Here is a 26,222-nt window from a genome sequence, read left to right on the forward strand (position 1 = left end):
CTTTCCGGCGATGTCCTTATTCTCCCTTTGCCTCTCTTTCGGTCTTCATGCGCATGTAATGTCGCCAGCCGCCGAGTTCGGTAATCTCCTGTGCACCAGCCACGGCATAAGCTTCACAGACGAACCCCGAGACGCTGGAGCCATCGTCGAGAACAAGCTTGCCGATGCCGAGCGGGCCGGGGATATTTTGCACGAAACGACCAAAGCCTTCCGGAGGCAGCGCCCAGACCTCGACTTCGAGGCCTTTTCCCTGATACCCAGGTTGGCGCACCAGGCCGGGTTTTGGCGGGGCTGTGTTCGGAAGGACAAAAAGCCTGTAGTCGCCGGCAGTCCGGCAAATTCTAATAAGGCGCCCACCGCCTCCCGTGAGCTCGTGGTTGAGCGGCATGCCAGTCAGATGGGCCCCGACGACGGCAATCGGGATAGAGCGATCATCGGCCTGCGGCACGAGGCTTTTCTTGGGAATGACGGCCGCGCGGTCCTTGCCCATCCCTTCATTCAAGGCTCGGTGCATGGCGTCGGCGAAAGGGGCGAGAGCGTCGTCGGTAAAGGCCGGGCCGATCAGCGTAACACCGGCCGGCAGGTGCCCGTCCGCATCAAATCCGGCCGGGACGGCGATCGCTGCGCAATCGAGCAGGTTTACGAAGTTGGTATAGCGGCCGAAATGACCGTTTTTGACAATCGGATCCTCCACCATCTGCTCGACGGTATAAGTGGTCGGCGAGGTCGGCAGCATTAGAATATCGGCCTTTTGCCATTCCTCCTTGGTCTTCTGCCTGAGCCCTTCGAGCTTGTATCTGCCCTCGAAGGCGGCAACGGCATCATAGGCTTTCGCGCCCTCGATAATAGCGCGCACCGTCGGATCGAAATCATCGGCATTCGTCGCCAGAAAATCCCTGACCGCAGCCAGCCGTTCGGCGACCCAGGGACCGTTATACAGCAATTCGGCCGCCTGCCGGAACGGGGCATAATCGAAAGGAACGATGGCGGCACCGAGAGCCCGCGCCCTTTCGATGGCCGCATCATAGAGGCCCTCGACGTCCTTGTTGCCGAAGAATTCCCGTTCGTCACGATCGAGCACGCCAACCCTCAGGCCGGAGGCAGGCAGGCTGGCGGGAGCTGCCTTGCGTGAGAAGGGGTCGGCGGCGTCATAACCCTCCATCACTTTGCGGATCGCAACGCCGTCGCCGACCGTCGCGGCAAAAACGGTGACGACATCGACGCTACGGCAGGCGGGAACCACGCCGACATTCGGCACGAGCCCCGGCGTCGGCTTGATGCCGACAAGATTGTTGAAGGCCGCCGGCACGCGTCCGGAACCGGCCGTATCGGTGCCGAGCGCGAAGCTCGCCAGGCCCGAAGCAACGGCTACGGCCGACCCGGAACTCGAGCCCCCCGACACATAATCCCTGTCAAAGACCGAGCGCGGCGCACCGTGGGGCGACCGCGTGCCGTTGAGGCCGGTGGCGAACTGGTCGAGATTGGTCTTGCCGATCATCAAAGCGCCGGCAGCTGTCAGCCGCGCCACCACCGCCGCGTCCTGCTCGGGGCGATAAGCAAAGGCCGGGCAGGCCGCCGTCGTCGGCAAGCCGGCAACATCGATATTGTCCTTGACCGCGAAGGGAATTCCCCAGAGCGGCAGACTGTTTGGTCCGGGAGCGCGGGCCATCAGCTCCCTGGCGGCATCGCGTAAATCATCGTCGGGGGTCGGAGTGATGAAGATTGCCGGATCATCGGAAGCTCTGCGTCGGGCGATCACCTGCTCGACAAGGTCGAGGGGCGAAAGTCCGGCTGCATAGGCGGATTGGAGCGAAGCGAGATCGAGAATGGTAGGGAGCATCAGATTTCCTCCAGCACGACGAGGACATCGCCGGCTTTTACGTTGCGGCCGGGGCCTGCGCGCAGATCGCGGACCCGACCTGGGGCATGGGCGGTCACATTGATTTCCATCTTCATCGATTCGATAATGGCGAGCGTCTGACCGGCGATGATCGGTTGACCTTCCTCGACGAGGATCTTCCAGACGTTTCCGGGCACGGCGCTTTCGACGCCAAAGCAACCTTCGGGGATTTCGCCTCCAAGCCCACTGCCGGTGCCCTCGTCGACGACGAAGCTGTCGAGGCCGAGATCCTTCCAGCGCTTGCGTTCGGCCTCGAACGCGGCTTGCTGATTGGCCTTGAAGTCATCAATCGCTGGTGCATTGGCAGAAAGCTCCGCCTCATAGGCGGCATAGCTGAATTCGGTTTCCTCGATGCGGACTGGATAACCGCCATAGGGGAATGCGGCGCGCGCCTCGGTCAGCTCCTCGTGGCTCACCGGAAAGAACCGGATCTGGTCAAAGAAATCGAGCAGCCAGGGCTTGTCCTTGGAGAAGAACGGCGTCTGACGCCACGTATTCCAGACCTGAATCGTGCGGCCGAACAACTGATAGCCGCCGGGACCTTCCATGCCATAGATGCACATATAGGCGCCCCCGATGCCGACGGCGTTTTCCGGCGTCCAGGTCCTGGCGGGATTGTATTTTGTCGTCACCAGCCGATGCCGGGGATCTACCGGTGTGGCAACCGGAGCGCCGAGATAGACGTCACCGAGCCCGAGTACGAGATAGCTGGCGTCGAAGACGACCTTGCGCACAGCCTGTTCGTCGGCCAGGCCGTTGATGCGGCGGATGAACTCGATATTCGACGGACACCATGGCGCATTCGGCCGGACCAGTTCCTGATACTTGCGCATCGCAAGTTCGGCATCTGGATCGTTCCAGGAGAGCGGCAGATGCACGATCCGGCTTGGGACCTTCACCGCCTGCGCCGGCGGCAGGGAAGCTTCGATCTCGGCGAGCAGGCCGAGAAGGCGCCTACGGGTAAGGCCGCCTCCGCCATAGTGGATCTGCAGCGATCGTATGCCCGGAGTAAGATCGATAAGCCCGCCGAGCTTCGCCTCCTGGATTGCCTGCATCAAAAGATGGACACGCAAGCGGAGCGCAATGTCGAGCTGCATTGGCCCATATTCGACCAGCAGGTTGTCGTCTCCCTGCCGGCGATAGATCACGGGGACCGGCCCTGCATCGCTTCGCCCGACGATCGGCGAGCCGGCGGCGTCGGCGATGCGCTTGACCATTGGCCCGGCGATCGGGTCTCCGGCGCGTTTCACCGCGTGGAAGCGGATTTTGTCGCCTGGTTTGAATTGGCCCATCTTCCATTGCTCGTCGCGCGCAATCACCGCCGGACACACGAAACCGCCGAGACTTGGGCCGTCGGGACCGAGGATGATTGGCATGTCGCCGGTAAAGTCGATTGCGCCGACGGCATAGGCATTGTCGTGCAGGTTCGAGGGGTGGAGGCCCGCTTCGCCGCCGTCGGCGCGGGCCCACTTCGGCGCCGGACCGATCAGACGCACTCCGGTGCGGGCACTGTTGAAATGGACTTCGTACTCCGTCGAAAACAGCGTTTCGATGTCTTCCTCCAGAAAGAAATCGGGAGCCCCATGCGGACCGTAGAGGACACCGACCTCCCAGGCGCTCGTGAGCTCGGCTGGATCGTTGGCCGGCTTTGATCTCGGCTGCGGCGTGCGGGCAAGCCGCAGCACATGCCCGGCGTGAAGGGTGCCGGTGGCATTCCCGCCGAACTGCCCCAGGCCGAAGGTTGCTCGTGAACCGAGTACTACCGGTGCTGCAAATCCGCCGGCCACGGCCAGATACGAGCGCTGGCCGGCGCCGACAATCGTCCCGATCGCAAGCGTCTGGCCCGCCTTGACGAGGATCGCCGTTCCCTGCTCAATCGACGTACCGTCGAGGGTCATCGGCATGTGCGCGCCGGCAAGGGCGATCTCGACATCCGAGAAGAATTTGAGCACCGGGCCGGATACGGTGAGTTCGAGAGCCGCCGCCTCGTCACCATTTCCGACCAGCCTGTTGGCATGGCGGAACGATCGCTCGTCCATTGGTCCGCACGGCGGTACCCCGACGTGCCAGAGACCCAACCGCCCGGGCAATTCCTGCAAGCTCGACTGGGCGCCCGGCGCAATCACCTCTACGACTTCGGGCACGAAGGTGAAATCCTTGAGCGCCGTCGTCGCTACATCACCACTCGAAAGGAGCTCCGACTTCGCAATCGCCCTCAGATAATCGAGATTCGTTTCGATACCCGAAATCGCGCTTTCCTTTAGAGCCTTGCCGAGGGCCGCGATTGCGGCCGGGCGATCTTTGGCCCTCACGATCACCTTGGCAAGCATGGGATCGTAATAGGGACTAACCTCGGTGCCGGTCTCGACCCAACCATCGACACGGACGTTTTTTGGAAAGACGACCTCGGTCAGCAGTCCAGCGCTTGGCCTGAACTCCGCATGCGGCATTTCTGCATAGATGCGCGCTTCGATGGCCGCGCCACTGGGTACAAGGGCCGCGTTAGCGGTCAGCATATCCTCCCCAGCCGCCTGACGGATCATCCATTCGACCAGATCAATGCCGAAGACGGCCTCGGTCACCGGATGTTCGACCTGCAGTCGGGTATTGACCTCGAGGAAGTAGAATTCCTCGCCCGCAGGATCGTAGATGAATTCGACCGTTCCCGCCGAACGGTAGCCGGCGGAGGCACCGAGCGTAACGGCCGCGGCATGCAGCCGCGTGCGAACCGCATCCGGCAATCCTGGCGCTGGCGTCTCTTCGATCACCTTCTGGTTCCTGCGCTGCAATGAGCAGTCGCGATCGCCAAGCGCGATCACTCGGCCATTGCCATCGCCGAAGATCTGCACTTCAACATGGCGGGCCCTGGCGACAAAGCGCTCGAGATAGACGCGCGCATCACCGAAACTTGCGCGCGCCGTGCGCTGCACGCTGTCGAAGGCCGCCTTCAGTTGGCCGGGATCATTGCAGAGTTGCATTCCGATGCCGCCGCCGCCGGCGGTCGATTTCAGCATCAGCGGATATCCGATGTCGGCCGCGGCCGTGAGCGCAGCTTCGCTCGTCTCCAAAAGACTGCTGCCTGGAAGCAGCGGCACGCCGCACGATTGCGCCAGTTCGCGGGCGGTGTGCTTCAGTCCGAAAGCCGCGATATTGCCGGGCGTCGGGCCAATGAAGGCGATCCCTGCCTTTGCCAGGCGCTCGGCAAAGTCGATATTCTCCGAAAGGAAGCCGTAGCCGGGATGGACTGCCTCGGCACCTGTTGCAATGCAGGCAGCGATGACGGCCTCGACGTCGAGGTAGCTTGCGGCCGCCGGTGCCGGGCCGAGCCTTACCGCCTGATCCGCCATCAACACCGCCTTGGAAAAGCGGTCGACATCCGAATAGACGGCGACGGATGAAATACCCATGCGCTGCAACGTCTTGATGATCCGGACAGCGATCTCGCCCCGGTTTGCGATAAGAATCTTCTTGAACATGTCAGATCTCGCTGTCCCAGACCAGCACCCGGATCGGGGTCGGATCGAAACCGTTGCAGGGATTGTTGATCTGCGGGCAATTGGAAATGACGAGCAAAATGTCCATCTCGGCTTTCAGCTCAACATAGTCACCTGGCCCGGAGATCCCGTCGACGATCGTCATCTCGCCGCTTGGCTCGATCGGGACGTTCATGAAGAAATTGATGTTGGGGACGATATCGCGCTTGCTCATTCCGTGCTTGGAGACTTCAAGAACGAAATTGTCGCGGCAGGCATGGAGATATCTGGTTTGGTGGCCGAAGCGCACTGTATTGCTCTCGCAAGAGCAGGCACCGGCAGACGTATCATGGCGCCCGCAACTGTCGGCGGTCATTGTCAGCATCACCCGACCCTCATTGGAGATGATCCTCGTGCCGGTCGAAATATAGGCCGCGCCCTGTTCGCGCATCGTATCCTGGTTGGAGTAGCGTTCGGAAAAGTCCTCGGCATTGTAGAACAGCGTGTCGACCGCCTGTTGGCCGTATGTGTCCTCGATACGGATGGTCTGACCCTTCCGGATCACCGCCGAAAATGGTGCCTCAGCCGGGATGTAATGGTCCTGCGCGACGTTCTCGAGCGTGCGGCCCGGCGCTGTTTGAATGAAATCGGTCATCGTCATGTTTCCCTCACACTGCCGCCCGCGCGTTGTTTTCGAAGCCGCGAACAGCCTCGGCGGTCGCCGTCCGGCAAAAGTCGCCGCTCCGGGGCTCGGTCGCCGCGATACGCGTGACGGTCACCGGATTGGGCCGATAGACCTTGTCCGGGTTGAGCGCATGGGGGCAGTTGGAAAAGCCGACGATCATATCCATCTCGGCGCGCAGCTCGATATAATCGCCTTCATGCAGAAGTTCCGGCTTCCACGCGAACGCTCCGTTCCGGTCGACGCGGACCGGGGCAAAGAGTGCAAGGGCCGGCGGAATGTCGCGTTTGTCGAGCCCGGCTTTGGTGGCAAGGAGGATCAGGTTGTCACGGGTGTTGCGCGTGCCCTCACCGTATTTTGCCGCGTTCGACCCGGATGTGGACCCGCCCACCACCCCGTCATGGGCGCCCGAGGAGTCTTCCGTCACCGAAAACATCACTCGCCCCATGTCAGAGAAAATCACACGACCTTTTCCCAGGACAGTTGTCCACTGCACCTTCATTGTATCGGGCAGGTTCAGCCGCTCGCTGGTCTCGGCGGCACTCCAGGCGATGAGGGAAAGGGTCGAGAATCCGCTGTCGAGGCTGACGCGAAATACCTCGTGCTTGTTGATATGTGTCGACCAATACCACCCACCAGGGATCACCTCGCGGTGGATGATCTTGTCGGGCGCGATTTCGGGCGCCGGCAATGGGCTCGTACCGGGCAGTGCCTTTGGCGCATATTCGAGCCCCTTTTTCTGATGCTCCTCGTAACGCGCGCGGTTGGCAGCGATGTCTTGCGGCGAACGTCTGACACGTGTCATGACTGGATTTCTCCTGACGAAGCCAGGTCGTCCCGGCAATGCCCCTGGTAGGCGACCGGGCCGTCCCGATCAGGGCTGAAGATCGAAGGCGATCCGGCTTGCCGTGGCGGCCAGATTGAAATGTCTTTGGTGATGGTCGCGCCGTAGCGCAGTTTCTCCTCGGCTCGATCGCGCCGCCGCTCGAAGGCGACCACGCGGGTTGCAAGCGTGAACGCCTCGCGCATGTCATGGGTGACCATAACGACAGTCATCTGCGTTTCGTGCCAGAGCCGTTTCATCAGCATGTGGATCTCGGCGCGGATACCTGGGTCGAGCGCGCCGAATGGCTCGTCAAGCAACATCACTTTCGGCTTCATGATAAGCGCCTGGGCAAGCGCCAGCCGTTGCTGCATCCCCCCTGAAAGCTGTGCCGGATACTTGTCTTCCGCCCCCGCCAGGCCGACTTCTGCGATCAACTGTCGCGCCGTGGCGATTGCGTCCCGCCGCGCAGCTCCAAAGAGCTTCGCCTTGAAGCGCGCGCCGGAAAATTCCTTGCCGAGCAGCACATTGCCGAGCACGGTGAGGTGCGGAAAGACCGAGTAGCGTTGGAAGACGACACCCCGATCGGGGCCGGGCTGCGCCGGAAGAAGCTCGCCATCGAGCAGAATCCGGCCTCTGGTTGGCTGTTCCTGACCGAGCAGCATACGCAGGAACGTCGACTTGCCGCAGCCCGAAGGCCCGACAAGTGCGACGAACGCACGCGAAGCGACGGTCAGCGATACGTTCTCAAGCACGATCTGGTCGCCGTATTCCTTCCAGACATTTTCGATCCTGAGTTCGCTCATCCCTGCTTCTCCAGTTCGGACCAGGGGAAGGCGGCGACGCGGATGCGATCAAGGACGTAGTTCGTCATGACGGCGAGCAGCGTGATCCAGACGACATAGGGGAAGATCACGTCCATCGCCAGATAGCGGCGGACGAGGAAGATGCGGTAGCCGAGGCCGGATTCCGAGGAAATCGCTTCTGCGGCAATCAGGAAAAGCCAGGCAGGTCCCAGCTGCAGCTTGAGGCAGATGATAAGCCGCGGCACGATCTGAGGAAGCACGACGCGCAAGGCGATCTGCCAGGAGGATCCGCCAAGCGTCTCGGCCTTGACGACCTGCTCACGCGGCAATTCCAACGCCTTCAGCGCTAGGTCGCGGATCATCGTCGGCGCGACGCCGATCACGATAAGCGCAATCTTGGATGTCTCGCCGAGACCCATCACGATGAAGAGGATCGGAAGCAGCGCCAGCGGCGGCACCATAGAGACGACAGCGATGAAGGGAGCAAGGAGCGCCCGCAGATATGGCAGCATGCCGATTAGCATTCCCGTCAGCAGCGCTGTCGCTGTGGAGATGCCGAGGCCCGCGAAAAGCCGGATCAAGCTCGCCCAGGTATCCGACCAGAGCGGATATTCGCCGGTGCGCTGATCTGCGATGAAGGCCATGCGTTCGATCGCCTGAACGAAACCGGAGAGAGTGGGCAGCAGCTTGTCGTTGGCATTCTCGGACAAGCGCGCCGCCGAACCGAAGGCATAGGCTACGATCAGCAACACGAAGGGCACCAGCATCAGGGCAAATTGAGCGCCCCGACTTGGCTTGATGTTGATCCAGCGCATGAGGAAAGCTCCGCTGATGAAGGAATGACACGGCGCAGTTTCCCGCGCCGCCGGTCGAACTCGCTCAGAGCGCCCCGTCAGCAGCCGCCTTCATGTAGGTCTCGGTGAAGCGCAGCTTGACGTTGCCACTGTCGCCGAGGATCTTGCCGTCCGGCATTTCGATCCCGATGACATCTGCCGATGGCGCACCATTGCCGAGCAGGCCCTTCTCGAAGAGGAAGTTGCGCACCAGATCCATCGTCTTGGGAAGACTCTCGGATACGGTGAAGGCGACGGCGTCGGTGGGATTGTCAAAGAGCTTGGTCGCAGCGACCTGCGCTTCGAAACCTTCAAGGTCGGTGCCGGAAGCCGACCCCATGGTCTCGCGGGCCGCCTTGCCGTCCGGCGTATCGGCCTCCATCAGCGCGGCGGTCTCATACCAGATGCCAGCTAGCGCCTTGCCGAAATTGGGATTGTCCTTGAGCACATCAGTATTGGCGACCATCAAGTCGATGATTTCACCCGGCACCTGCGAACTGTCGAATACCTTCTTGGCCGAAGGATCCTCAAGGACACTGGAGACCAGGGGATTCCAGGTGACGACGGCGGTGACGTCGGGCGTCTTGTAGGCGCCGACCATGTCGGCGTCGGACGTGTTGACGACCTTCACATCGCGCTCTGTCAGCTTGATGCTTTCGAGCGCGCGCGCGAGCAGGTAATGCGAGACGGAATATTCGACCAGATTGACATTCTGGCCCTTGATATCGGCAAGACTCGTCTTGTCCTTGAGGATTACGGCGTCATTGCCATTCGAAAAGTCGCCGACGATCACGGCGGTCGTATCGACGCCGCCGGCGGCCGGAATGGAAAGGCCATCCATGTTGGTGAGCGTCACGGCGTCGAAGGCGCCGGCCGTGTATTGGTTCATCGACTCGACGTAATCGTTGAACTGCGTCACGTCGATCTTGATGCCGTATTTATCGGCCCATTTCTTGACGATACCATGGTCGGCAGCATAGCCCCATGGCATCCAGCCCACATAAATCGACCATGCAACCTTGAACTCGGTCTTTTGGGCAGCCTCGAGGTTGCCGAGACCCCCGATGAAGTAAGCGGCCAAGGCAGTGATGGAAAGAAGCTTCGAAAAAGTCTGCATAGAAATTCCCCTTTTGCTTTCTTCAAAAAGGGATTGGCAAAGACCATCGCGCCGCCAATCCCTTGGCTTACGAGGTCTCCCGGGCTTTTGTCCCGCCGTGCATCCGGCAGGATTTCTCGCCCACCGACGGCAGCTCTCGGACCAGCACGCTTTGCAAGCGCCGGAACCCTAGCCACCAACTCAGCTTTATCGAAGCAAGACGCGTGCCAAATCCTGGTAAATTGATTCTGTAAGGTTTTCCTGTTGGTTCGGCTTGCTCATAGCGGCACCGAGCGGCAATTGCTCATTATTTAGGCGGATTCGTCGACAAAGTTGAATTCGGCACGTGTCGATCAAGGTTGGTGGGCCCGGCTCCGAGAGCATTTTATGGCCAGGCGCTGGCGGCGATGTCGCGTTGCGGCCATGATGGTTCGCAAGCAAGATGCAAGTTGCGCAAACCGATCTTTAGTTCGGTGGCGGCGAACGGTTTCGGCCTCACTCCCACCAAAGGACAGGATGGCTGCCGCGTGTTCGCTAAAACACAAGCATTGGTCGACGATCTCCCGGAAGCACTTTGGGGGTGACTGAGTGTTTGCAGTCGGTCCGATCCGTTTGAGGCGTCTTGACGGTCACGAGCCCATCCCAGCGCTTGCCAGTAAACATGAAGTAGCTATGGGGACACAGATATTGCCGATACCGCGACTGACCGCTCCGAACGGATGGACGCCGTTCCGGCACCGCCGTTGCCAACCGGTTTTCCGCTGACGAGCGGAGGAACATTTCATGAGATGGTCGGTTAGGGGGCGCACAGCGAAGGAGTACCTCATGTCCACTACAAAAGACAATCTCGTCGCTTGGCTCCGTGACGCTCACGCCATGGAAGAACAGGCCGAAACGATGCTGAAGGCTCAGTACGAGCGGATCGAAAACTATCCTGATTTGAAGGCACGCATCGGCGAACATCTCGAAGAAACGCGGCAGCAGGCGAAATCGCTGGAAAGCTGCCTGAACCGCATAGGTGGAGGGTCCTCGACCATCAAGGACATGGCCGGAAAAGTAACTGCGTTCGGTCAGAGCCTCGGTGGCTTGTTTGTGAGCGACGAAATCGTCAAAGGCTCGCTGGCAAGCTACACATTCGAGCATTTTGAGATTGCGAGCTACAGGATCCTTATTGCGGCCGCAGAGTTTGCTGGCGACCAGCAAACCAGGGCGGTCTGCGAAGGCATTCTCAAAGAAGAAATTGCCATGGCAAAGTGGCTGGAGGACAACCTTCCCGTCGTAACCGAGGCTTACCTTAAGCGTGCCGAGGCCGAGGTCACTGCAAAACGGTAATCGGCTCGATAGCGGCAACAGGCAGCGTCTGCTTAGGGTGGCAGGCATTTTCTCGAGCGCGACGTGGTGATGTCCGCAGGCGCGAAGCCGGTCCAGGGCGTGTGTGCGGATCAAATTACCTGTCACTTCCTCCTCGGATCCATCGGCTGCGATGACGTCAGCGGAAACATCGGGCGCAAGCCGTCTTGATTGCCCATGCCGATACCGCGTTTCATTTGACTGCGGCCGCGGTCCAGTCGCTTTAGGTTGAATGCCATTCCTGCGCGGCCACCTCGAGGACGCGAGCCGCAATGGCAGCTCGCGACGCCCACCGTGACTGGGGTCACTTTCCAACCCAAGCTGCCGGCGCATCGTTGCTCTGCCATCTCCTGCGGCGCCGAAGATGCCGGCGAGAATTCCGGTGAGTCGGATTCCACCAGTTCTGGAGGGGGCCGCCGGTTTTTCGTTGATGAACTCAAAACAGCTAGTTGCGTTCTAGGTAGTTGACGAACGCAACTGTCGCAAAAGGGCTGAGCAAACGCGGAGAAATCACCATGAAACGCTACGCTTACGGGTGGATTACAGCCATTTTCTTTCTCGTTTCAATCCTTGGACACTGGGTTTTCGGTTGGTTCGCATATGTCGATGAGGCGAGGCAACATGCCCAAACTCCTCAGTTTTCTGAATACGCTATCCAGCTCTCCCGAGATACTTTTGAAAATTGGCAATCGGAATTCCTCCAGTTGATGTGGCAAGTGGCGGGACTTGCTTATTTTCTCTATGTCGGCTCTCCTGCCTCTAAGGAGAACGACGACAGACTTGAGGCAAAAATAGATGAGTTGCTCAAGATCAATGCCGGTGAGAGAGGCGCTGAAATCATTGCTGAGCTCGACGAGCGCTTTCTGCGGGTTCACGGTCATGCCAAGCCTCACGGCCATTCGCAGTGACGCTCGCACAGTTTCTGCCGCTCTGATCGGATCATCGCATTGCCGGGGTAGTGCGGGACCGTTATAGCATCAGCGCAGGCCCCGGTGACGCCCCTTTGATCTGGCTCGCACAAGTCTGGCTTCGGCCTCTATCGGGCGGCGGTCAGAACCTTGATGTCTCCTTTTCGTTCCAGCACATCGACCACGACGTTTTTTTTGGACCGTCGTATTGCAACGTCGACTTTTCCTTTGGGCACGGAAAGGTTCCTGAGAACCACCTCATCGAGGAAAGCCGGCAGCATCGGTTCGTTAAAGGTCACCTGGCTTTCGATCGGATCGAAGAGGATGCCCAGGCAGGACTGGAGCAGCGACAGCGGCGCAACAGCCGCCCACGCTTGTGGTGCGCAGGCCACCGGATAGAATGTCGGTCCTTGAGCGCGCCGTCGTGGAAAACCGCAGATCAGCTCGGGCAATCGCCTGAGGTCGATGTAGCTCGCCGCAGCAAAGAGTCCCTCAAGTATCTTTGCCGCCTCTTGCTTGAATCCATAACGCGCCATTCCAATCCCGATCAGCGCATTGTCGTGCGGCCAGATGGATCCGTTGTGATAGCTCATGGGATTGTAGCGCGCTTCGGTCGATGCCACCGTGCGTATGCCCCAACCGGGAAATGAAGGACCGCCCAAAAGTGTGCGCACGACGACTTCGGCGCGGTGCGGAAATGCAAGTCCCGTCAGCAGGACATGGCCGGCATTCGATGAGCGGACGCGGCAGGGGCACCTAGACCCGTCGAGAGCCAGAACATATGTTTCCAGTTCCTCGTCATAAAAAGCAATGTCGAAATTCTTCTGCAATGCAACAGCGCGCGCGGTCAAGGAAACTGCCCGCGCCCGTTCGCCAAGTCTCTGGCAAAGCTCTGCTGCTTCCATAAATGCACCGTAGGCATATGCCTGCACTTCGACGAGCGCGATGGGCCCGGCTGCCAGGGATCCATCTGCATGAAAGACACTGTCATGGCTGTCCTTCCAGCCTTGGTTGATCAGCCCCTCGTGCACCTGCCGGCCGTATTCGACAAAACCGTCACCATCACCGTCGCCATGTTCAATGATCCAATCAAGGGCAGCGTGAATGTTTGGCCAGATACCTCTTATAGTCTCCAGGTCACCCGTTCTCTTGAAATATTCGCCGGCCAGGATCACGAACAGCGGTGTCGCGTCAACACTGCCATAGTACCGTCGGAATGGCACTTCTTTGAGCTCCGCCATTTCGCCACAGCGTACCTCATGAAGTATTTTGCCTGGTTCGGCATCGGCCATCGGGTCGAATTCGGTGGCTTGATTGGCAGCGAGATGCTTGAGAACACCTTTGGCAATCGCCGGATCCAACCACAGTGTCTGCAGGGCGGTGATCAGCGCGTCGCGGCCGAACACTGTGCTGAACCAAGGAATGCCGGCATATGGAAATGGTCCCTGCTCCGTATCGGTGATGAGCATGTTCAGGTCGGACATGCTTCGCCGGACGATCTCATTGAAGATGTCGTTGGACGAGCTGATCGAAGCCGCACGGGACGACGTCGATTGCAAAGCCCGACGGGCATCACGCATAGCAATAAAGAATGGTTTCAAGCCTGTGCGGGTTTCGTCTTGCGGGTTGCAATCGACGCGCAGAAAGTAAGTCTGGGTCCCTTGCGGCTGCAGGTCGAGCTCGAAGCGAGCTGTTCCTTCGTGCAGTTCGCTTGGCGGCGGGAAAAAGCCAATGCGTGAGACCCTCCGCTTGCGGTCGAGCCCCTCGTAGCTCAGCAAAATAGTATCTCGGTCCATGATCGGGCTGTCGATCCGCCCCCTGCGGGCACGGCTTGTTCCCCGCACCTCGAACAGATCCGCAAAGTCCGCGGCAAAAGCAATCTGCAGCGAGACCCTATGCAGTCTGTCATCGAAATTATGGACGGTTATTCGTTCATGCAGGCTTCCCTGCCAGAGGAACTGCGATCGTCGTATATGGATGAGGTCATGGGCAATGGCCAGGCGGTCCTGGTCGTAGAGATCCGGGTTTGTCAGGTCGCACGTCAACGTCGCGTTGTCCTCCCTGAGCGACGACGACAGAAGTAGCGGCCGCTGCCCGCCGATCGTCAGGTAGAAGTGGGAAAGATGACGCGTGTCACGATGGAACAGTCCCTCAGGACTTCCGGGGCCTGACAGGGCGTCGCCATTATGATCGAAAACGCAAAACGTATCACCATGCTTGAGCGTGCGCGGCCGCCTTTCGTGCAAAGACGCAGCCGCGGGAATGAAAAACTGGACGGGCGGCCCCCCGCTTCTGACAGCGGGCGAACCCAACTCCTGGCCATGCACCGGCATTAAGGATCCTCCTTATGCGATAACCTGCAGTTCGGGTGTCCCCTTGACAGGACGGCGTAGTCGCGGCGCTTTCAAGCGCACACCTGGCAACCGCCGATAGATTGCCAGGTAATCTCGGGCCATGCGTTCTGCAGTGAAGCTGCGCTCGAATGCTGCGCGGACCTGCCGACGATCAAGCCTCAAGAGCCAGTCGATATTTTCAATGGCTTCCGCAACGCTATCGACGGCAATCCCCGAAATACCATCTTCGATAATCTCACGTACCGACCCGCGACGGAAGGCCAGCACCGGCGTCCCGCAGGCCATGGCTTCGATCATAACCAGTCCAAAGGGCTCCGGCCAGTCAATTGGGAAAAGAAGAGCACTGGCATTACCCAGGAAGCTGGCCTTCTGATGCTCGTTGATTTCGCCAACGAACTCCACATTCGCATGCATCTCGACCATCGGCTTGATGATGCTGTCCCAGTAGACGTAGTCGGCGGCATCCACCTTTGCGGCGATCTTGAGCGGCATGCCCACGCGGGATGCAATCTCAATTGCGATGTCAGGACGCTTTTCAGGTGAAATCCGCCCCAGGAAAGCGAGATATCCACCGCGTGGACGTTCGGTGAATGGAAGGATATCGATCTGCAATCCATGATAGACAGTCCCTGCCCAATCAACGGCAGGCATCGGCAGGCGTTGATCGTTTGAGATCGATACAAGCGGAATGTCAGAAAACATTCTGTAGAGGGGCTTCAGGTCCGGCAGGTCCAGTCTTCCATGGAGCGTTGTCACAGTCCGATCGGCAAATTCCCGGATGACCGGAAAATGCAAGAAATCAATGTGGAAATGCAACACATCGAAGTCCAGAGCTCGCCGGCGTATCTCCTCCAGCATCACGACCTGGTACGGCAATGGGTCCTTCATACTTGGATGGAGACGTAGGGCCACGTCCGAACAGGAAACAAGTTTGGCAGACGTGAGGGAATCGCCGCTGGCAAACAAGGTGACGTCATGGCCTTGCCGGACGAGCTCCTCTGTCAGGTATGAGACGATCCGTTCGGTTCCTCCGTAGAGCTTCGGCGGAACGCGTTCTGCAAGTGGTGCTATCTGAGCGATCTTCATCGACAAAACCTCCTCATATGAGCAAAGATTCGACGGCAAAAACCACGCCCGCAATCGCGCGGCGTTTGTCAGTGGCAGCAGCAAGCGTGACCGGAATCTATCTCCTTTCTCGTCTGAGTTGTTGTTGCAGCGACTTCGCCCCGCAAATTGATCCCCCGTTCAATCTGACAGGAAACGTGTGGAAGGATCGTGTGCACGCGCTCTTCGGTTCCGTGTCTTTGTCGAGTAATTTGACCGCAGACATCAGATCATCATGGCTTGAAGGCTGCCGACCGTCCGGAAGCCTACGCAGCGCCGCCTTTCGTCGATCGGTGAAGCGGCCTGAGGCCCAGAAAGCACGGTTTGCGCGCTTATCGTGACGACAGAGCCGCACTGGCCTCCGTACATCACTGGGATCGGAAAATTCGACATGATGGCGCAGCAAATGGAGCAGACCTCTCTCGGCTGCTTGCCCGAATATTGAAGAAGACGTTGTTCGTGCGCGGTCCTTCCTCATCATCAACTCCAACACTAGCGTTGGAACGACGCCGGTGCTTTTACAGCGACCACTTTAAAAAAATGCCATGCGGGAGACTGCATTTCAAGAACTGTAGCTGCAATTTTTAGCACTCGTGAGCCGTGAGTGCTAATTTTTGTCTGACCGCTCTTGAACCTGAAAATTCCTCAACCAAATCAGTTCCGTCAGCTGCCCGTACGGAGCTGACTGCTGGAGGCGCAAGTTTCCATGCGTCTCCATTCCATGTTGCTTTACGGAGGATATGGCTATGAGAAACGAATTCGACTTCGCCCCCCTTTACCGGTCCAGCATCGGCTTCGACCGCGTCTTCAATCTCCTCAACAATGCGCAGCGGTTTCAAGCCGTCGATACCTGGCCGCCCTATGACATCGTCAAGCTAGGCGAGGACGATTACCGCATAACCATGGCAGTTGCAGGCTTCGCCGAGGAAGACCTGTCGCTCACACACGAGCGAAATGTGCTCGTCGTTGCCGGTGCCAAGCCCGATAAGGAGGATATGCAATATCTGCATCACGGTATCGCCGGCCGGTCGTTCGAACGACGTTTCGAGCTTGCCGACCATGTTAAGGTGCTTGGGGCGAGCCTGAAGAACGGCCTTCTATCGGTCGAGCTGAAACGCGAGATCCCCGAAGAGATGAAGCCGCGACGCATTGCTATCGGAACGAATGAGCCAAAGCGGGCCGAAGAGGCGACTGAGCCGCTGCAGATCGAAGGCGAAAAACAGGTGGCGTGATCGAACTTGGCAAAGGCCGCGCCGGTCTTTTCGGCTCGGCCAACATGGAGGCTTAGGTGAGGGACGTGATCTCACTCCCTGTGGCCACAGCAACAGTCAAGCTTCGACGGGCTACGCAAGCCATAGACCAGCATCCAGTCCTTGCGCTTCATCGCAAGATGAACAGGTTGTTCGATGATGATGTCTTGCGGTGTCGAGGGCGATTGCCCGATAGTCAGGTCCGGTTTCGCTCCGAAATCGCCTGGACGAAGTTGCGATGGTCTGCCAAGCGCATCACGATCAACAGCCAATGACCACTTTGCCGCTGTTGGATTTTGGTGGGTATCCTAACGACGACCGGCAGCGGCAGTCACTCGCATAGCCGCAGATGGAGTGCCAAACGAGGGAGGTGATTGAAATGACTTTATCGTCAGGAGAGGTAAGGGCCATAATCGGTCCGGTGGACGAGGTCTTGCTTGCAGATATTTTGGCGACTGGTGCTTCGGCAAAGGAACTGGCAGAGGCCTGGGCCTGGGTGAATGCAGAGGAAGCTCTGGCCGATGAAGGCCGTCCGATGCCGACGGGAAGAATTGCGCGGCTTGTTGATCTGCTGGATCCCGGCCAGGAGAACGAACTGTGAAGCGCCGCCGTTTCTTTGTGCGACTGATGAGTGGAACGGATCGTGTGACAAATAGGCTGCGCGGCCTTGCGTGACGCAAGAGCAGAACGCGGTGACAGCGTCGTCAGGAGCCCGCTGTTTCCAGGCAAGGACGGTGCGCGCGCCCCTTGGCTGTATATCCCGTGTTGCTCTGTGTTCGTGCTGCCGGCTTTCCCACTGCTCGGCCGGTCGATGGAACCGGCTCTTGACGCTATGCGGATGGATAGCGCTCCACGCAATCCTGAGCAGAAGAGGCGATCATTGTCGCCGAGATCGAGTACGATCGGCGGCGGTGGAGCCTTTCATAAGTCCACTTGGGCGCTATGCTCTCTCCAAGACCAACCTTAGGGCCCTTCATGACCGACCAATGTCGAAATCACTTTCGGGAAAGAATGACGATCCTCGGCGAACTTGACGCCGTCTCCTTCCTTCCTTGGGTCCGACGCCATGCCGCTAAGCTCGGGCTTGCCCAGGCGATCGCCCATACCAGTTCCGAGCGGCTCGAGGTCGACATTGCCGGGCCCGTGGAGTTGATCGACATGATGGAGATCGCATGTTTGCTCGGTCCCATCGATGTTTGGGTCGAGACAATCCACCGCACACCAATCGACAGGGGAACGGGCTGACCTGCGCATCATGTGCCTTATATTTAATCAATATTGCCAATGCGAAAAAATTATGCAAACGTGGCCGCGCTTGATTGGCAAAATTGGACGCCTTGCCCCGACTTTACCAACCAAGTGATTGATATTACATAGAAAGCCGAGTGATGCTGTCTGACACGACGGGTTCCTGGACGCCAGTCGCCCTTTCCGCGGATTTGCCCGAGGGAACCGTTGTTCCAGCACGGACGCCAGCCGGGCAGATTGCTCTTTGGCGAAGTCGGTCGGGGCGCGTGGCAGCATCGGCCGACCGGTGTCCGCATCGCGGCATGCGCTTGTCTCACGGTTTCGTGCGTGGCGAGGCACTTTCGTGCATCTATCACGGCTGGAGTTACACCCGGACTGGAACCTGTCTGCGCATCCCGGCCCATCCAGGCCTCACTCCGCCCGAAACGATCCGCTTGGAGACGCAACGGGTCGAAGAGTCTGACGGCGTCATCTGGGTTGGCGCCGGGCAACCTGTGGCCGGGCCCCCGCGGCTTGAAGGTCTGGTTCCATTGCGGTCCCTGGTGGCAGATGCCCGCACGCAGTTGGTCGAGGCTGCAGCGAACGGAAAGGCTGGCCCCAATGGCCTTGTCTGGCATGCGCACAACGGCCAGACAATCCGGCTGTTGCTCGTTCCCCAAGACGCCGGCCAGACATTGATTCATGTCCTGCTTGACAAAGATAGCAGCCTGGCCGCGCGCATCGCCGCCTCACGGGCATCTGAAACTTTGCGGCGGATGGCCGAGGCGCTTCAGGCAAAAGGGAAAGCGTCATGAGGCAAGACGCGATGATCAACGAGTGGTATCCCGTCGGCCTCTTCAGCCAGCTTGACATGGAGGGGCGCAAAACCGCCCTGATGGGAGAGCCTATCGAAGTGGCACTTGATGGCCACGGAAACATCAACGTGAAATCCAGCGACGGGCGCTTTCTCCCGGTTTGTCTCCGATACGGCCATATATGGTCCTCTGTCGGCAAACCTCGAAAGGATCTTTTTTCAATTCCTGAGGCCGATCAGGCCGGCCGCCGCTTTGTCGATGTCGGTGTCGCTCGCGTGCGCTGCTCGCCGCTTCGCGCGGTGGAGAACTTTCTCGACATAGCGCATTTTCCCTTTGTTCATACCGACATTTTGGGCGCCGAGCCCCACACCGAAGTTCACGACTACAAGGTCGAAATCCGCGAAGAAGAAGACGAGGTCTGGGCCACGCAGATCAAATTCTACCAACCGCAGGCTGCCAAGTCGGCAAGCGGCGGCATCACGACCGAATACATGTACCGCGTGCCGGCGCCGACTTGCTCCGTCCTTTACAAGACCTGTCCGCCTCGCCCCGGTGAATGGGATGTCATCGCTCTTTTCGTCCAGCCCCTTGCTGAAGACCTGTGTGACGTCTGGCCATGGATGGCGCTCTTCGACGATGCCACGCCGATGACCGATCTGATTCACTTTCAGCAGACGATCTTCCTTCAGGACCGGTCCATTCTCGAAAATCAGATCCCCAGGCTCCTGCCCCTCGATCCCGGAATGGAAATCCCCACCAGAGCCGACCTGACATCGATCGCTTACAGGCGCTGGCTGAAACGCCACCACTACACCTATGGGGCACAATTGGTGGCGCAATGAAGCTCTATGATTACGTTCTCTCGCCCAGTTGCTACAAAGTTCGCCTGATGGCGGCATTGGCCGGCGTGAAGCTGGAAATCCGGCCGGTCGACTTTCATCCCGGCGCCGAGCATCGCAGCATCGAGCTCATGGCGATCAATCCGGCGGGCTCGATCCCGATCTTCGAAGATGGCGATCTGATCCTGACTGAATCCGCCGCCATACTGACCTACCTCGCCGCCAAGGCGGCGCCAAGGTGGCTAGGCAGCGGCACGCCGGAAGAAACGGCGTGCGTCCAGCAGTGGCTTTCCTTCTCACACCGGCTGACCGCCAACCTCGGAGGTGCGCGCCTTCATGAAATGCTTCTGCGGCCGGGAGACATCGCCTCGCTTCAAGCACACGGGATCGCCGCGCTTCGCGAACTGGAAGCGAAGCTTGTCGAGCGGGGCTTGCGAGGATTTCGGTTCCTGGCGTCGAACCACCCGACAATTGCCGATATCGCGTGCTTTCCCTACGTGGCGCTCGCCCCGGATGGCGGCATCTCGCTCGACCCCTATCCCACCATCAGGCTCTGGTCGCGTGCAATCCGCAGCCTCGACAATTTTATCGAGATGCCTGGCATCCACAGGCTGCACGAATTAAAGCCCGACCCCTGCGTTCAACCGGACGAGGTGTGACTTGGGCGGTCATCTCCTGACGAATTGTGCTGCCGTCATCGCCAACGATGGCGAGGGGCTGCGTGTGTGCCGGAACGTGGACCTGCTGACGAACGGTCCTTCGATCGTTGCAATCGGCGAAAATCTCCGCAAAGGAGGGCTGCCGGCCGGGACCATCACTCAGGACGCGACCGGCTGGTTCGTCTATCCGGGGCTCGTCAATACCCACCACCACTTCTTCCAATGCTTTGTGCGCAACCGGGCGGAGCTCGACTGGACGAAGCTTTCGGTCATCGAATGGCTTGATCGCATCTATCCAATCTTCTCGCACCTGACCGAGGACTGCTTTTATCATGCCTCCGTCACCGCCATGGCGGAGATGATCAAGCACGGCTGCACGACGGCCTTCGACCACCAGTACTGCTTCCCGCGCCGAGCTGGCAAGCAACTGATCGACCGTCAGTTCGAGGCAGCCGAGCTGCTGGGCATGCGCTTTCATGCGGGCCGCGGTGGCAACACGCTGCCGAAATCCGAAGGTTCGACCATCCCGGACGCCATGCTGGAGACGACGGACGAATTCATCGCCGACTGCGCGCGCCTGATCGACACTTACCACGATGCAAACCCCTTCAGCATGCGGCAGGTCGTGGTCGCGCCTTGCCAGCCGGTCAACTGCTATAGAGAGACATTCGTCGAGGCAGCAGCGCTGGCCCGCGACCGCAGCGTGCAGCTCCATACCCATGTCGGCGAAGGCGAAAGCCCCGTCATCGAGGCTCGACACGGCATGAGGACGGTCGATTACTGCGAAGAACTCGGATTTGCCGGTCCCGATACCTTTTATGCCCATTGCTGGGAACTCACCCATGACGAACTGCGCATGATGGCGGCAAGCGGCACCGGTGTCTCCCACTGCCCCGAGCCGGTCTATCTGGTCGGCGCCGAGGTCACCGATATTCCCGCCATGTCGGCCTTCGGTCTCCGTGTCGGACTCGGCTGCGATGGAGCCGCCTCGAACGACAATTCAAACCTGATGCATTGCTTGCACTCCGCCTACATGCTGCAGTGTTTGACAGCCTCGACACGCGCGCATCCCGTCCCGCCTCCGGTCGATTTTCTCGGCTATGCGACAACCGGCGGGGCAGCCCTCCTCGGCCGCCGGGATATCGGCCGGCTTGCTCCGGGCATGGCCGCCGACCTGTTTGCAATTGACACCCGGCGCATGGATTACATCGGCACGCGGCATGACCCGCTGAGCCTGATTGCCAAAGTAGGCGTCGGAATGCCGACCGACATGACAATGATCAACGGACGCATCGTCTGGGCCAAGGGCGAGTTCATCGGGCTCGATGAACTGGCGCTGTTTTCCGAAGCCGAGGCTGCACTCGCAACTGTGGAATTCTAAAAAAGGAAAATAAGGGAACTGAACATGCTGAAAAACCTCACCCGCAGAACATTGATGAAGGCTGTTGCCGCCTCCGGCCTCGCAGGCGCGCTTGGCGGCCGCACTTCCATGGCAGCCGACGAGCCGCTCGGCATTTCCCTCGTGATCCCCTCGCCGGTCGGCGACGTTGGCTGGGGACACGCCCTTGCCGCCGGTCTCGAACCCGTCAAGGCCGCGTACGGCGACAAAGTAAAGGTCACGGTCATCGAGAACATTCCGGAGGGTCCGGATGCCGACCGCATCATGAACAAGACGGTTGCCGACGGAAACAAATTCCTGATCGCCGGCTCCTTCGGCTATCAGAACGGTGCCCTGCAGATTGCCCGCCGGAATCCGGCGGTCACCGTGCTGCATGCCTCCGGTTTCCAGGTAGCACCGAACTTTTCGCCCTTCGCAGCCAAATATTTTCAGGGAACCTATCTGCTTGGCATGGCAGCAGCTGCGCTCTCCAAGACCGGCAAGCTAGGCTCGGTGTCCGCCTTTGCCATTCCCGAACTGATCACGTCCATCAACGCCTTTACGCTCGGTGCTCAGTCGGTGAAACCGGATATCGAAGTGTCGGTCGTGTGGGTGAACTCGTGGTTCGATCCGGCCAAGGAGCAGGAAGCCGCAAAGGCGCTGATGGCGCAGAAGTGCGATGTGATCTTTTCCAATGCGCAGGACACGCCGTCGGTCATCTCGGCTTGCGAGGAAGCTGGCGTTTACGCGTTCAACCTCAACTCGTCGATGAAGAAGTACGCGGCCAAGACCTATCTCGGCTGTGTCGCCACCGACTGGTCGCCGTTCTTCAAGGCCTCGGTGGACGCTCATATCGCCGGCACGTTCAAAGGCGGCAATGCCTTCCTCGGCGTCGCTGAAAAGGTCGTCGAGGTTGCAGACTGGAATCCGGATATCCCGGCCGACGCCATGACGAAGATCAAGGAGATCGAGGCGAAGATCGCCAGCGGCAGCTTCACGCCCTTCACAGGGCCGATCACCAAGGCCGATGGCAGCGATGCGGCACCGTCTGGTGCAACGCTCACCGATGGCGAGGTCGTCGCCATGAATTGGCACGTCAAGGGTGTCACGACGCCTCTGCCGAAGTGAGCCATGACTGTTCCGCTCCTGTCGCTGCGCGGCATTTCCAAGAGCTACGGCCAGAACCGGGCCAATCAAGCCATAGACCTGGACGTGGCCCCCAAGTCGATCCATGCAGTCCTCGGAGAAAACGGGGCGGGTAAATCGACACTGATGAAGGTGATCTATGGCGTCGAACAACCGGACAGCGGAGCCGTTATCTGGGAAGGAGAACCTTTGAGCCTCGCATCCCCTGCGCAGGCGAGGCGCAAGGGCATCGGAATGGTCTTTCAGCACTTCTCGCTGTTCGAGACCCTGACGGTGGTGGAGAACACGCAACTGGTCGTTCCGGGCCGGAAAGCCGAACTTGCTGATGCCATCGGCAAGCTCGGGCGCGACTTCGGGCTCGAAGTCGATCCGCTTGCCCATGTGCACACGCTTTCCGTCGGCGAGCGGCAGCGGGTGGAGATCATCCGCTGTCTGCTGACAAACCCGAAACTGCTGATCCTCGACGAGCCGACCTCTGTCCTGCCGCCGCAATCAGTGGAGAGACTCTTCGAGACATTGCGTCGCCTGCGCGACGGTGGCGTCTCCATTCTCTTCATCTCGCATAAACTGGAGGAAATCCGCGCGATCTGCGACAGGGCGACCATTCTGCGCGGCGGGTGCGTTACCGGGCATGTGGATCCGCGAAAACACGATGCTCATGACCTGGCCCGTATGATGATCGGCCGCGACATGCCGGAGCCCCTGCCGGCGTTGCCCATTTCTGGCGGGGAAAAGCGGCTTGAGATCATTGGCCTCGACTATCGGCCGGATGACCCCTTTGCCATGCCGCTCTCCACTTTAAGCCTCACGGTTCGTTCGGGCGAAATCCTTGGCATAGCCGGAATTTCCGGCAACGGGCAGAGCGAGCTTGCTTCGCTCATTTCCGGCGAAGTGGTCCTGCCAGGAGAACAGTGTGAGCGGATCTACATGATGGGAAAGGACGTGAGCACGCTCAATGCGGCTGCTCGCCGACAGCTTGGATTTGCCTTCGTTCCCGAAGACCGGCTTGGGCGTGGCGCCGTACCCGAAATGTCACTTACCCAAAACAGCCTGCTGACCGCTCATCCGCTCAACCTTCTCCGTTACGGTCTCGTCGACGAGCCGAAGGCGATGACATTCACCAATGAGTGCATTCGCCAGTACGATGTCCGCACGCCCGGCCCAGGGGTCGAAGCCGGCTCTCTTTCTGGCGGCAATCTGCAGAAATTCATCGTCGGCCGAGAGATCATGCTGTCTCCCAAACTGCTTTTCATTGCACAGCCGACATGGGGCGTCGATATCGGCGCAGCATCGGCCATCCGCAGGCGGCTTGTCGGGCTGCGTAACGAAGGCATGGCGATCCTCATCATTTCAGAGGAACTCGAAGAGCTTTTCGAACTCTGCGATTTCATTCAGGTGTTGCACCACGGCGTGCTGAGCCCGGCTCTCGTTACGCGGGACACGCGGCCGGAGGACATCGGCCGATATATGATCGGTGCGCATTCTTCGCAGGAGAAGGCTTCGGCATGAGGGCTTTATTTGCAGCTATCCTTCCCACCCTTGTCCGTCGGGAGCGCGCCTCGCTGACCGCCACCTTGCTTGCGCCTGCCGTTGCGCTGGGGGTGGCTACCATTTTCAATCTCGGACTCTACGTGTTGATGGGCCGTGATCCGATCGCCGTCTTCTACGCGATGCTCCTCGAACCCTTCCTCTCCTGGGCGTCGTTGTCGGAAGTCATGCTGAAGACGGGCCCCCTTCTCCTCATCGCGCAGGGCCTGGCGATCGGCTTTCGCGCCAAGGTCTTCAACATCGGTGCGGAGGGCCAGTTCATTCTGGGTGCGATCTTCGCCTCGGCCATCCCCGTATGGTTGCCGCAGGCGACGGGTCAATGGATTTGGCCACTGATGCTGGTCCTTGGCGCACTCGGTGGTGCTTCATGGGCATCGCTAACGGCCTTGTGGCGCGTCAGGCTCAATGCGAACGAGATCCTCGTTTCCCTGATGCTGAGCCTCGTTGCCGCGCAATTGCTCAACTACCTGCTGCTTGGTCCCTGGAAGGATCCCAACGGGTTTAACTTTCCTCAGTCTGTGATGTTCCAGTATGACGCGATGGTGCCGATCTTGATCTCCGGCACCCGCATCAACGTTTCCCTGCTCCTGACGATCGTCTTATCGATGGCGGCGTGGATCTTCATGCAGAAGAGCTTCGCCGGCTATAGGCTCCAGGTCGTCGGCCTCGCGCCGCGTGCCGCCGGCTACGCCGGTTTCAATGAAGGCCGGGCGATCTGGCTTTCCCTTCTCATTGGCGGCTGCGCCGCAGGGCTTGCTGGCGCAGCCGAGGTTGCCGGTCCCCTCGGCCAGTTGCAGCGCTCGATTTCGACGGGTTATGGCTATGCGGCTATTATCGTCGCCTATCTCGGCGGACTGCATCCAATCGGGATCATGGGCTCTGCACTGTTCATGGCGGCGCTCTACATCGGGGGGGACAATGCCATGGTGTCGGCAAACTTGCCGATTGCCGCGGTCCGCGTATTTCAAGGCAGTCTCCTCGTCGCCTATCTCATCGCCGTCGCCTTCGTGCGGTACCGTCTCGAATGGCGCCTTTCCGTCTACCGGAGCCAGCCATGAACGCCATCGAATTCATCCTTGCCGGCATGCTCGCGGCTGCGACACCGTTCCTGCTTGCAGCTCTCGGCGAGCTGGTGGTCGAGCGAGCCGGGGTTCTCAACCTCGGCGCCGAGGGTTTGATGGCGTTCGGTGCGGTGCTGGCCTTCATCATCGTCTATCATGGTGGGAGCCATCTTTTGGGTTTCGTCGCCGCCGGTCTCGGCAGCGCCGCACTTTCAATCGTATTTGCCGTCGTCGCGGTCGGACTTCGTGCAAACCAGGTAGCGACAGGCCTTGCGATCGGCATTCTCGGCCAGGGCCTCTCGGCGCTCTTCGGCAAGACTTATGAAAGCCTTACGGTCAGGGGGCTTCCAAAGTTCGCCTTTCCCTGGCTTTCCGATATTCCAGTGATCGGCCACCTTTTCATCCAAGATGCCGTCGTCTGGCTTTCCCTTGCCGCAACATTCGCCATCTGGGCGATGTTTGCCTATACGAAGGCCGGTCTTGTCGTCCGGGCGATCGGCGAAAATCCCAAAGCCGCCCATGCTGTCGGATATTCAGTCATCGCCGTCCGCTTCGCCGCTATCGCCTTCGGCGGAACGATGGCAGGGTTTGCCGGCGCCTACGCCTCAGTCGTCTACACACCGCTTTGGGCCGATGGGATGATCGCCGGTCGTGGCTGGATCGCAATCGCCCTCGTGGTCTTCGGGACGTGGCTCACGGGTCGGATCTTTCTAGGCGCGTGCCTCTTTGGAGCCGTGTCACTGACGGGGCTCGCAGCCCAGGCGGCCGGACTGGACGTCCCATCACAACTGCTGGCGAGCCTGCCCTATCTCGTCACGATTATCGTGCTGGGCATCATTTCGGCAGACCGCCGCCTGCTTAAGCTGAATGGCGTCGCATCGCTCGGCGAGCCTTTCGAACGCTAGCATAACGCGAAGCGGCTTTTGAACATTCGGGTGTAACGAGAGTTCCACTGATGAACCTGCGTTGC

Annotated in this window: 22 protein-coding genes and 1 riboswitch; of the genes, 13 read left to right on the forward strand and 9 right to left on the reverse strand. The window is 59.6% G+C overall.

Translation table 11 applies throughout. The features are described 5' to 3' along the window. Window positions 1-16: 16 nt before the first annotated feature. The 7 genes from atzF to EV130_RS06440 all read right to left on the reverse strand — a co-directional run bounded on the left by atzF (window position 17) and on the right by EV130_RS06440 (window position 9,634). On the reverse strand, window positions 17-1,840 hold the full coding sequence (atzF, locus tag EV130_RS06410) for an allophanate hydrolase (RefSeq protein ID WP_132659668.1): 1,824 nt from the start codon (window positions 1,838-1,840) through the stop codon (window positions 17-19). Next, complete coding sequence (uca, locus tag EV130_RS06415) at window positions 1,840-5,376, reverse strand: urea carboxylase (protein WP_132659670.1); 3,537 nt, start codon at window positions 5,374-5,376, stop codon at window positions 1,840-1,842. Before uca ends, atzF begins: the two co-directional genes overlap by 1 nt. A 1-nt stretch (window position 5,377) precedes the next feature. Further along, on the reverse strand, window positions 5,378-6,028 hold the full coding sequence (locus EV130_RS06420; protein ID WP_132551761.1) for an urea amidolyase associated protein UAAP2: 651 nt from the start codon (window positions 6,026-6,028) through the stop codon (window positions 5,378-5,380). Between the two features lie 13 nt (window positions 6,029-6,041). Beyond that, window positions 6,042-6,860, reverse strand: a complete 819-nt coding sequence (locus tag EV130_RS06425) for an urea amidolyase associated protein UAAP1 (protein ID WP_132659672.1) — start codon at window positions 6,858-6,860, stop codon at window positions 6,042-6,044. Beyond that, window positions 6,857-7,684, reverse strand: coding sequence for an ABC transporter ATP-binding protein (locus tag EV130_RS06430; RefSeq protein ID WP_074065052.1), 828 nt, complete (start codon window positions 7,682-7,684; stop codon window positions 6,857-6,859). The genes EV130_RS06425 and EV130_RS06430 overlap by 4 nt, the downstream gene beginning before the upstream one ends. After that, the gene (locus EV130_RS06435; RefSeq protein WP_074065053.1) at window positions 7,681-8,499 is read right to left on the reverse strand and encodes an ABC transporter permease; all 819 of its coding nucleotides are present in this window, start codon (window positions 8,497-8,499) and stop codon (window positions 7,681-7,683) included. The genes EV130_RS06430 and EV130_RS06435 overlap by 4 nt, the downstream gene beginning before the upstream one ends. A 64-nt stretch (window positions 8,500-8,563) precedes the next feature. Beyond that, window positions 8,564-9,634: a putative urea ABC transporter substrate-binding protein gene (locus EV130_RS06440; protein ID WP_074065054.1), complete on the reverse strand. Its 1,071-nt coding sequence runs from the start codon at window positions 9,632-9,634 to the stop codon at window positions 8,564-8,566. Window positions 9,635-9,708: 74 nt separating this feature from the next. Next, window positions 9,709-9,817: riboswitch (guanidine-I (ykkC/yxkD leader) on the reverse strand. A gap of 621 nt (window positions 9,818-10,438) precedes the next feature. Here EV130_RS06440 and EV130_RS06445 point away from each other — a divergent pair. Together EV130_RS06445 and EV130_RS06450 are read left to right on the forward strand one after the other, a co-directional pair. Then, complete coding sequence (locus EV130_RS06445) at window positions 10,439-10,945, forward strand: ferritin-like domain-containing protein (protein WP_132551762.1); 507 nt, start codon at window positions 10,439-10,441, stop codon at window positions 10,943-10,945. 533 nt (window positions 10,946-11,478) lie between these two features. Next, on the forward strand, window positions 11,479-11,871 hold the full coding sequence (locus tag EV130_RS06450) for a DUF6766 family protein (protein ID WP_132551763.1): 393 nt from the start codon (window positions 11,479-11,481) through the stop codon (window positions 11,869-11,871). A gap of 128 nt (window positions 11,872-11,999) precedes the next feature. Here EV130_RS06450 and EV130_RS06455 read toward each other — a convergent pair whose 3' ends face one another. After that, the gene (locus EV130_RS06455; RefSeq protein WP_132551764.1) at window positions 12,000-14,204 is read right to left on the reverse strand and encodes an amylo-alpha-1,6-glucosidase; all 2,205 of its coding nucleotides are present in this window, start codon (window positions 14,202-14,204) and stop codon (window positions 12,000-12,002) included. Between the two features lie 12 nt (window positions 14,205-14,216). Beyond that, on the reverse strand, window positions 14,217-15,311 hold the full coding sequence (locus EV130_RS06460) for a glycosyltransferase family 4 protein (RefSeq protein WP_132659674.1): 1,095 nt from the start codon (window positions 15,309-15,311) through the stop codon (window positions 14,217-14,219). A gap of 764 nt (window positions 15,312-16,075) precedes the next feature. On the opposite strand from EV130_RS06460, the gene EV130_RS06465 reads away from it, so the two are divergent. From EV130_RS06465 to EV130_RS06515, 11 genes are all read left to right on the forward strand, one after another. Next, on the forward strand, window positions 16,076-16,561 hold the full coding sequence (locus EV130_RS06465) for an Hsp20 family protein (RefSeq protein WP_132659676.1): 486 nt from the start codon (window positions 16,076-16,078) through the stop codon (window positions 16,559-16,561). 397 nt (window positions 16,562-16,958) lie between these two features. Further along, window positions 16,959-17,180, forward strand: a complete 222-nt coding sequence (locus EV130_RS06470; RefSeq protein WP_074065061.1) for a hypothetical protein — start codon at window positions 16,959-16,961, stop codon at window positions 17,178-17,180. 410 nt (window positions 17,181-17,590) lie between these two features. After that, on the forward strand, window positions 17,591-17,824 hold the full coding sequence (locus EV130_RS06475) for an acylphosphatase (protein ID WP_245520026.1): 234 nt from the start codon (window positions 17,591-17,593) through the stop codon (window positions 17,822-17,824). Window positions 17,825-17,967: 143 nt separating this feature from the next. Continuing rightward, entirely contained in the window at window positions 17,968-18,621 is a 654-nt protein-coding gene (locus tag EV130_RS06480; RefSeq protein WP_132551766.1) for a Rieske (2Fe-2S) protein, read from the forward strand. Then, a complete protein-coding gene (locus EV130_RS06485; RefSeq protein WP_132659680.1) occupies window positions 18,618-19,463 on the forward strand; it encodes an aromatic ring-hydroxylating oxygenase subunit alpha in 846 nt (281 codons plus the stop codon). Before EV130_RS06480 ends, EV130_RS06485 begins: the two co-directional genes overlap by 4 nt. Beyond that, window positions 19,460-20,119 (forward strand): glutathione S-transferase family protein, encoded by a 660-nt coding sequence (locus EV130_RS06490; RefSeq protein WP_074065065.1) that lies wholly within the window; start codon window positions 19,460-19,462, stop codon window positions 20,117-20,119. The genes EV130_RS06485 and EV130_RS06490 overlap by 4 nt, the downstream gene beginning before the upstream one ends. Before the next feature lies 1 nt (window position 20,120). Beyond that, window positions 20,121-21,500, forward strand: a complete 1,380-nt coding sequence (locus EV130_RS06495) for an amidohydrolase (RefSeq protein WP_074065066.1) — start codon at window positions 20,121-20,123, stop codon at window positions 21,498-21,500. Window positions 21,501-21,527: 27 nt separating this feature from the next. Beyond that, window positions 21,528-22,625 carry a BMP family ABC transporter substrate-binding protein gene (locus EV130_RS06500; RefSeq protein WP_207900864.1) on the forward strand — a complete coding sequence of 366 codons (1,098 nt, stop codon included), beginning with the start codon at window positions 21,528-21,530 and terminating at the stop codon, window positions 22,623-22,625. A gap of 3 nt (window positions 22,626-22,628) precedes the next feature. Further along, a complete protein-coding gene (locus EV130_RS06505) occupies window positions 22,629-24,152 on the forward strand; it encodes an ABC transporter ATP-binding protein (protein ID WP_132659684.1) in 1,524 nt (507 codons plus the stop codon). After that, a complete protein-coding gene (locus tag EV130_RS06510) occupies window positions 24,149-25,249 on the forward strand; it encodes an ABC transporter permease (RefSeq protein WP_132659686.1) in 1,101 nt (366 codons plus the stop codon). Before EV130_RS06505 ends, EV130_RS06510 begins: the two co-directional genes overlap by 4 nt. Continuing rightward, window positions 25,246-26,157 (forward strand): ABC transporter permease, encoded by a 912-nt coding sequence (locus EV130_RS06515; RefSeq protein WP_074065070.1) that lies wholly within the window; start codon window positions 25,246-25,248, stop codon window positions 26,155-26,157. Before EV130_RS06510 ends, EV130_RS06515 begins: the two co-directional genes overlap by 4 nt. Window positions 26,158-26,222 lie beyond the last annotated feature (65 nt).

Source organism: Rhizobium azibense (genome assembly GCF_004342325.1).
Lineage (GTDB): Bacteria > Pseudomonadota > Alphaproteobacteria > Rhizobiales > Rhizobiaceae > Rhizobium > Rhizobium etli_B.

Excerpts from the sequence above, each read along its gene's own strand:
- atzF (WP_132659668.1), bottom strand. The coding sequence starts at position 1,840 with ATGCTCCCTACCATTCTCGATCTCGCTTCGCTCCAATCCGCCTATGCA.
- uca (WP_132659670.1), bottom strand. The coding sequence starts at position 5,376 with ATGTTCAAGAAGATTCTTATCGCAAACCGGGGCGAGATCGCTGTCCGG.
- EV130_RS06420 (WP_132551761.1), bottom strand. The coding sequence starts at position 6,028 with ATGACCGATTTCATTCAAACAGCGCCGGGCCGCACGCTCGAGAACGTC.
- EV130_RS06425 (WP_132659672.1), bottom strand. The coding sequence starts at position 6,860 with ATGACACGTGTCAGACGTTCGCCGCAAGACATCGCTGCCAACCGCGCG.
- EV130_RS06430 (WP_074065052.1), bottom strand. The coding sequence starts at position 7,684 with ATGAGCGAACTCAGGATCGAAAATGTCTGGAAGGAATACGGCGACCAG.
- EV130_RS06435 (WP_074065053.1), bottom strand. The coding sequence starts at position 8,499 with ATGCGCTGGATCAACATCAAGCCAAGTCGGGGCGCTCAATTTGCCCTG.
- EV130_RS06440 (WP_074065054.1), bottom strand. The coding sequence starts at position 9,634 with ATGCAGACTTTTTCGAAGCTTCTTTCCATCACTGCCTTGGCCGCTTAC.
- EV130_RS06445 (WP_132551762.1), top strand. The coding sequence starts at position 10,439 with ATGTCCACTACAAAAGACAATCTCGTCGCTTGGCTCCGTGACGCTCAC.
- EV130_RS06450 (WP_132551763.1), top strand. The coding sequence starts at position 11,479 with ATGAAACGCTACGCTTACGGGTGGATTACAGCCATTTTCTTTCTCGTT.
- EV130_RS06455 (WP_132551764.1), bottom strand. The coding sequence starts at position 14,204 with ATGCCGGTGCATGGCCAGGAGTTGGGTTCGCCCGCTGTCAGAAGCGGG.
- EV130_RS06460 (WP_132659674.1), bottom strand. The coding sequence starts at position 15,311 with ATGAAGATCGCTCAGATAGCACCACTTGCAGAACGCGTTCCGCCGAAG.
- EV130_RS06465 (WP_132659676.1), top strand. The coding sequence starts at position 16,076 with ATGAGAAACGAATTCGACTTCGCCCCCCTTTACCGGTCCAGCATCGGC.
- EV130_RS06470 (WP_074065061.1), top strand. The coding sequence starts at position 16,959 with ATGACTTTATCGTCAGGAGAGGTAAGGGCCATAATCGGTCCGGTGGAC.
- EV130_RS06475 (WP_245520026.1), top strand. The coding sequence starts at position 17,591 with ATGACGATCCTCGGCGAACTTGACGCCGTCTCCTTCCTTCCTTGGGTC.
- EV130_RS06480 (WP_132551766.1), top strand. The coding sequence starts at position 17,968 with ATGCTGTCTGACACGACGGGTTCCTGGACGCCAGTCGCCCTTTCCGCG.
- EV130_RS06485 (WP_132659680.1), top strand. The coding sequence starts at position 18,618 with ATGAGGCAAGACGCGATGATCAACGAGTGGTATCCCGTCGGCCTCTTC.
- EV130_RS06490 (WP_074065065.1), top strand. The coding sequence starts at position 19,460 with ATGAAGCTCTATGATTACGTTCTCTCGCCCAGTTGCTACAAAGTTCGC.
- EV130_RS06505 (WP_132659684.1), top strand. The coding sequence starts at position 22,629 with ATGACTGTTCCGCTCCTGTCGCTGCGCGGCATTTCCAAGAGCTACGGC.
- EV130_RS06510 (WP_132659686.1), top strand. The coding sequence starts at position 24,149 with ATGAGGGCTTTATTTGCAGCTATCCTTCCCACCCTTGTCCGTCGGGAG.
- EV130_RS06515 (WP_074065070.1), top strand. The coding sequence starts at position 25,246 with ATGAACGCCATCGAATTCATCCTTGCCGGCATGCTCGCGGCTGCGACA.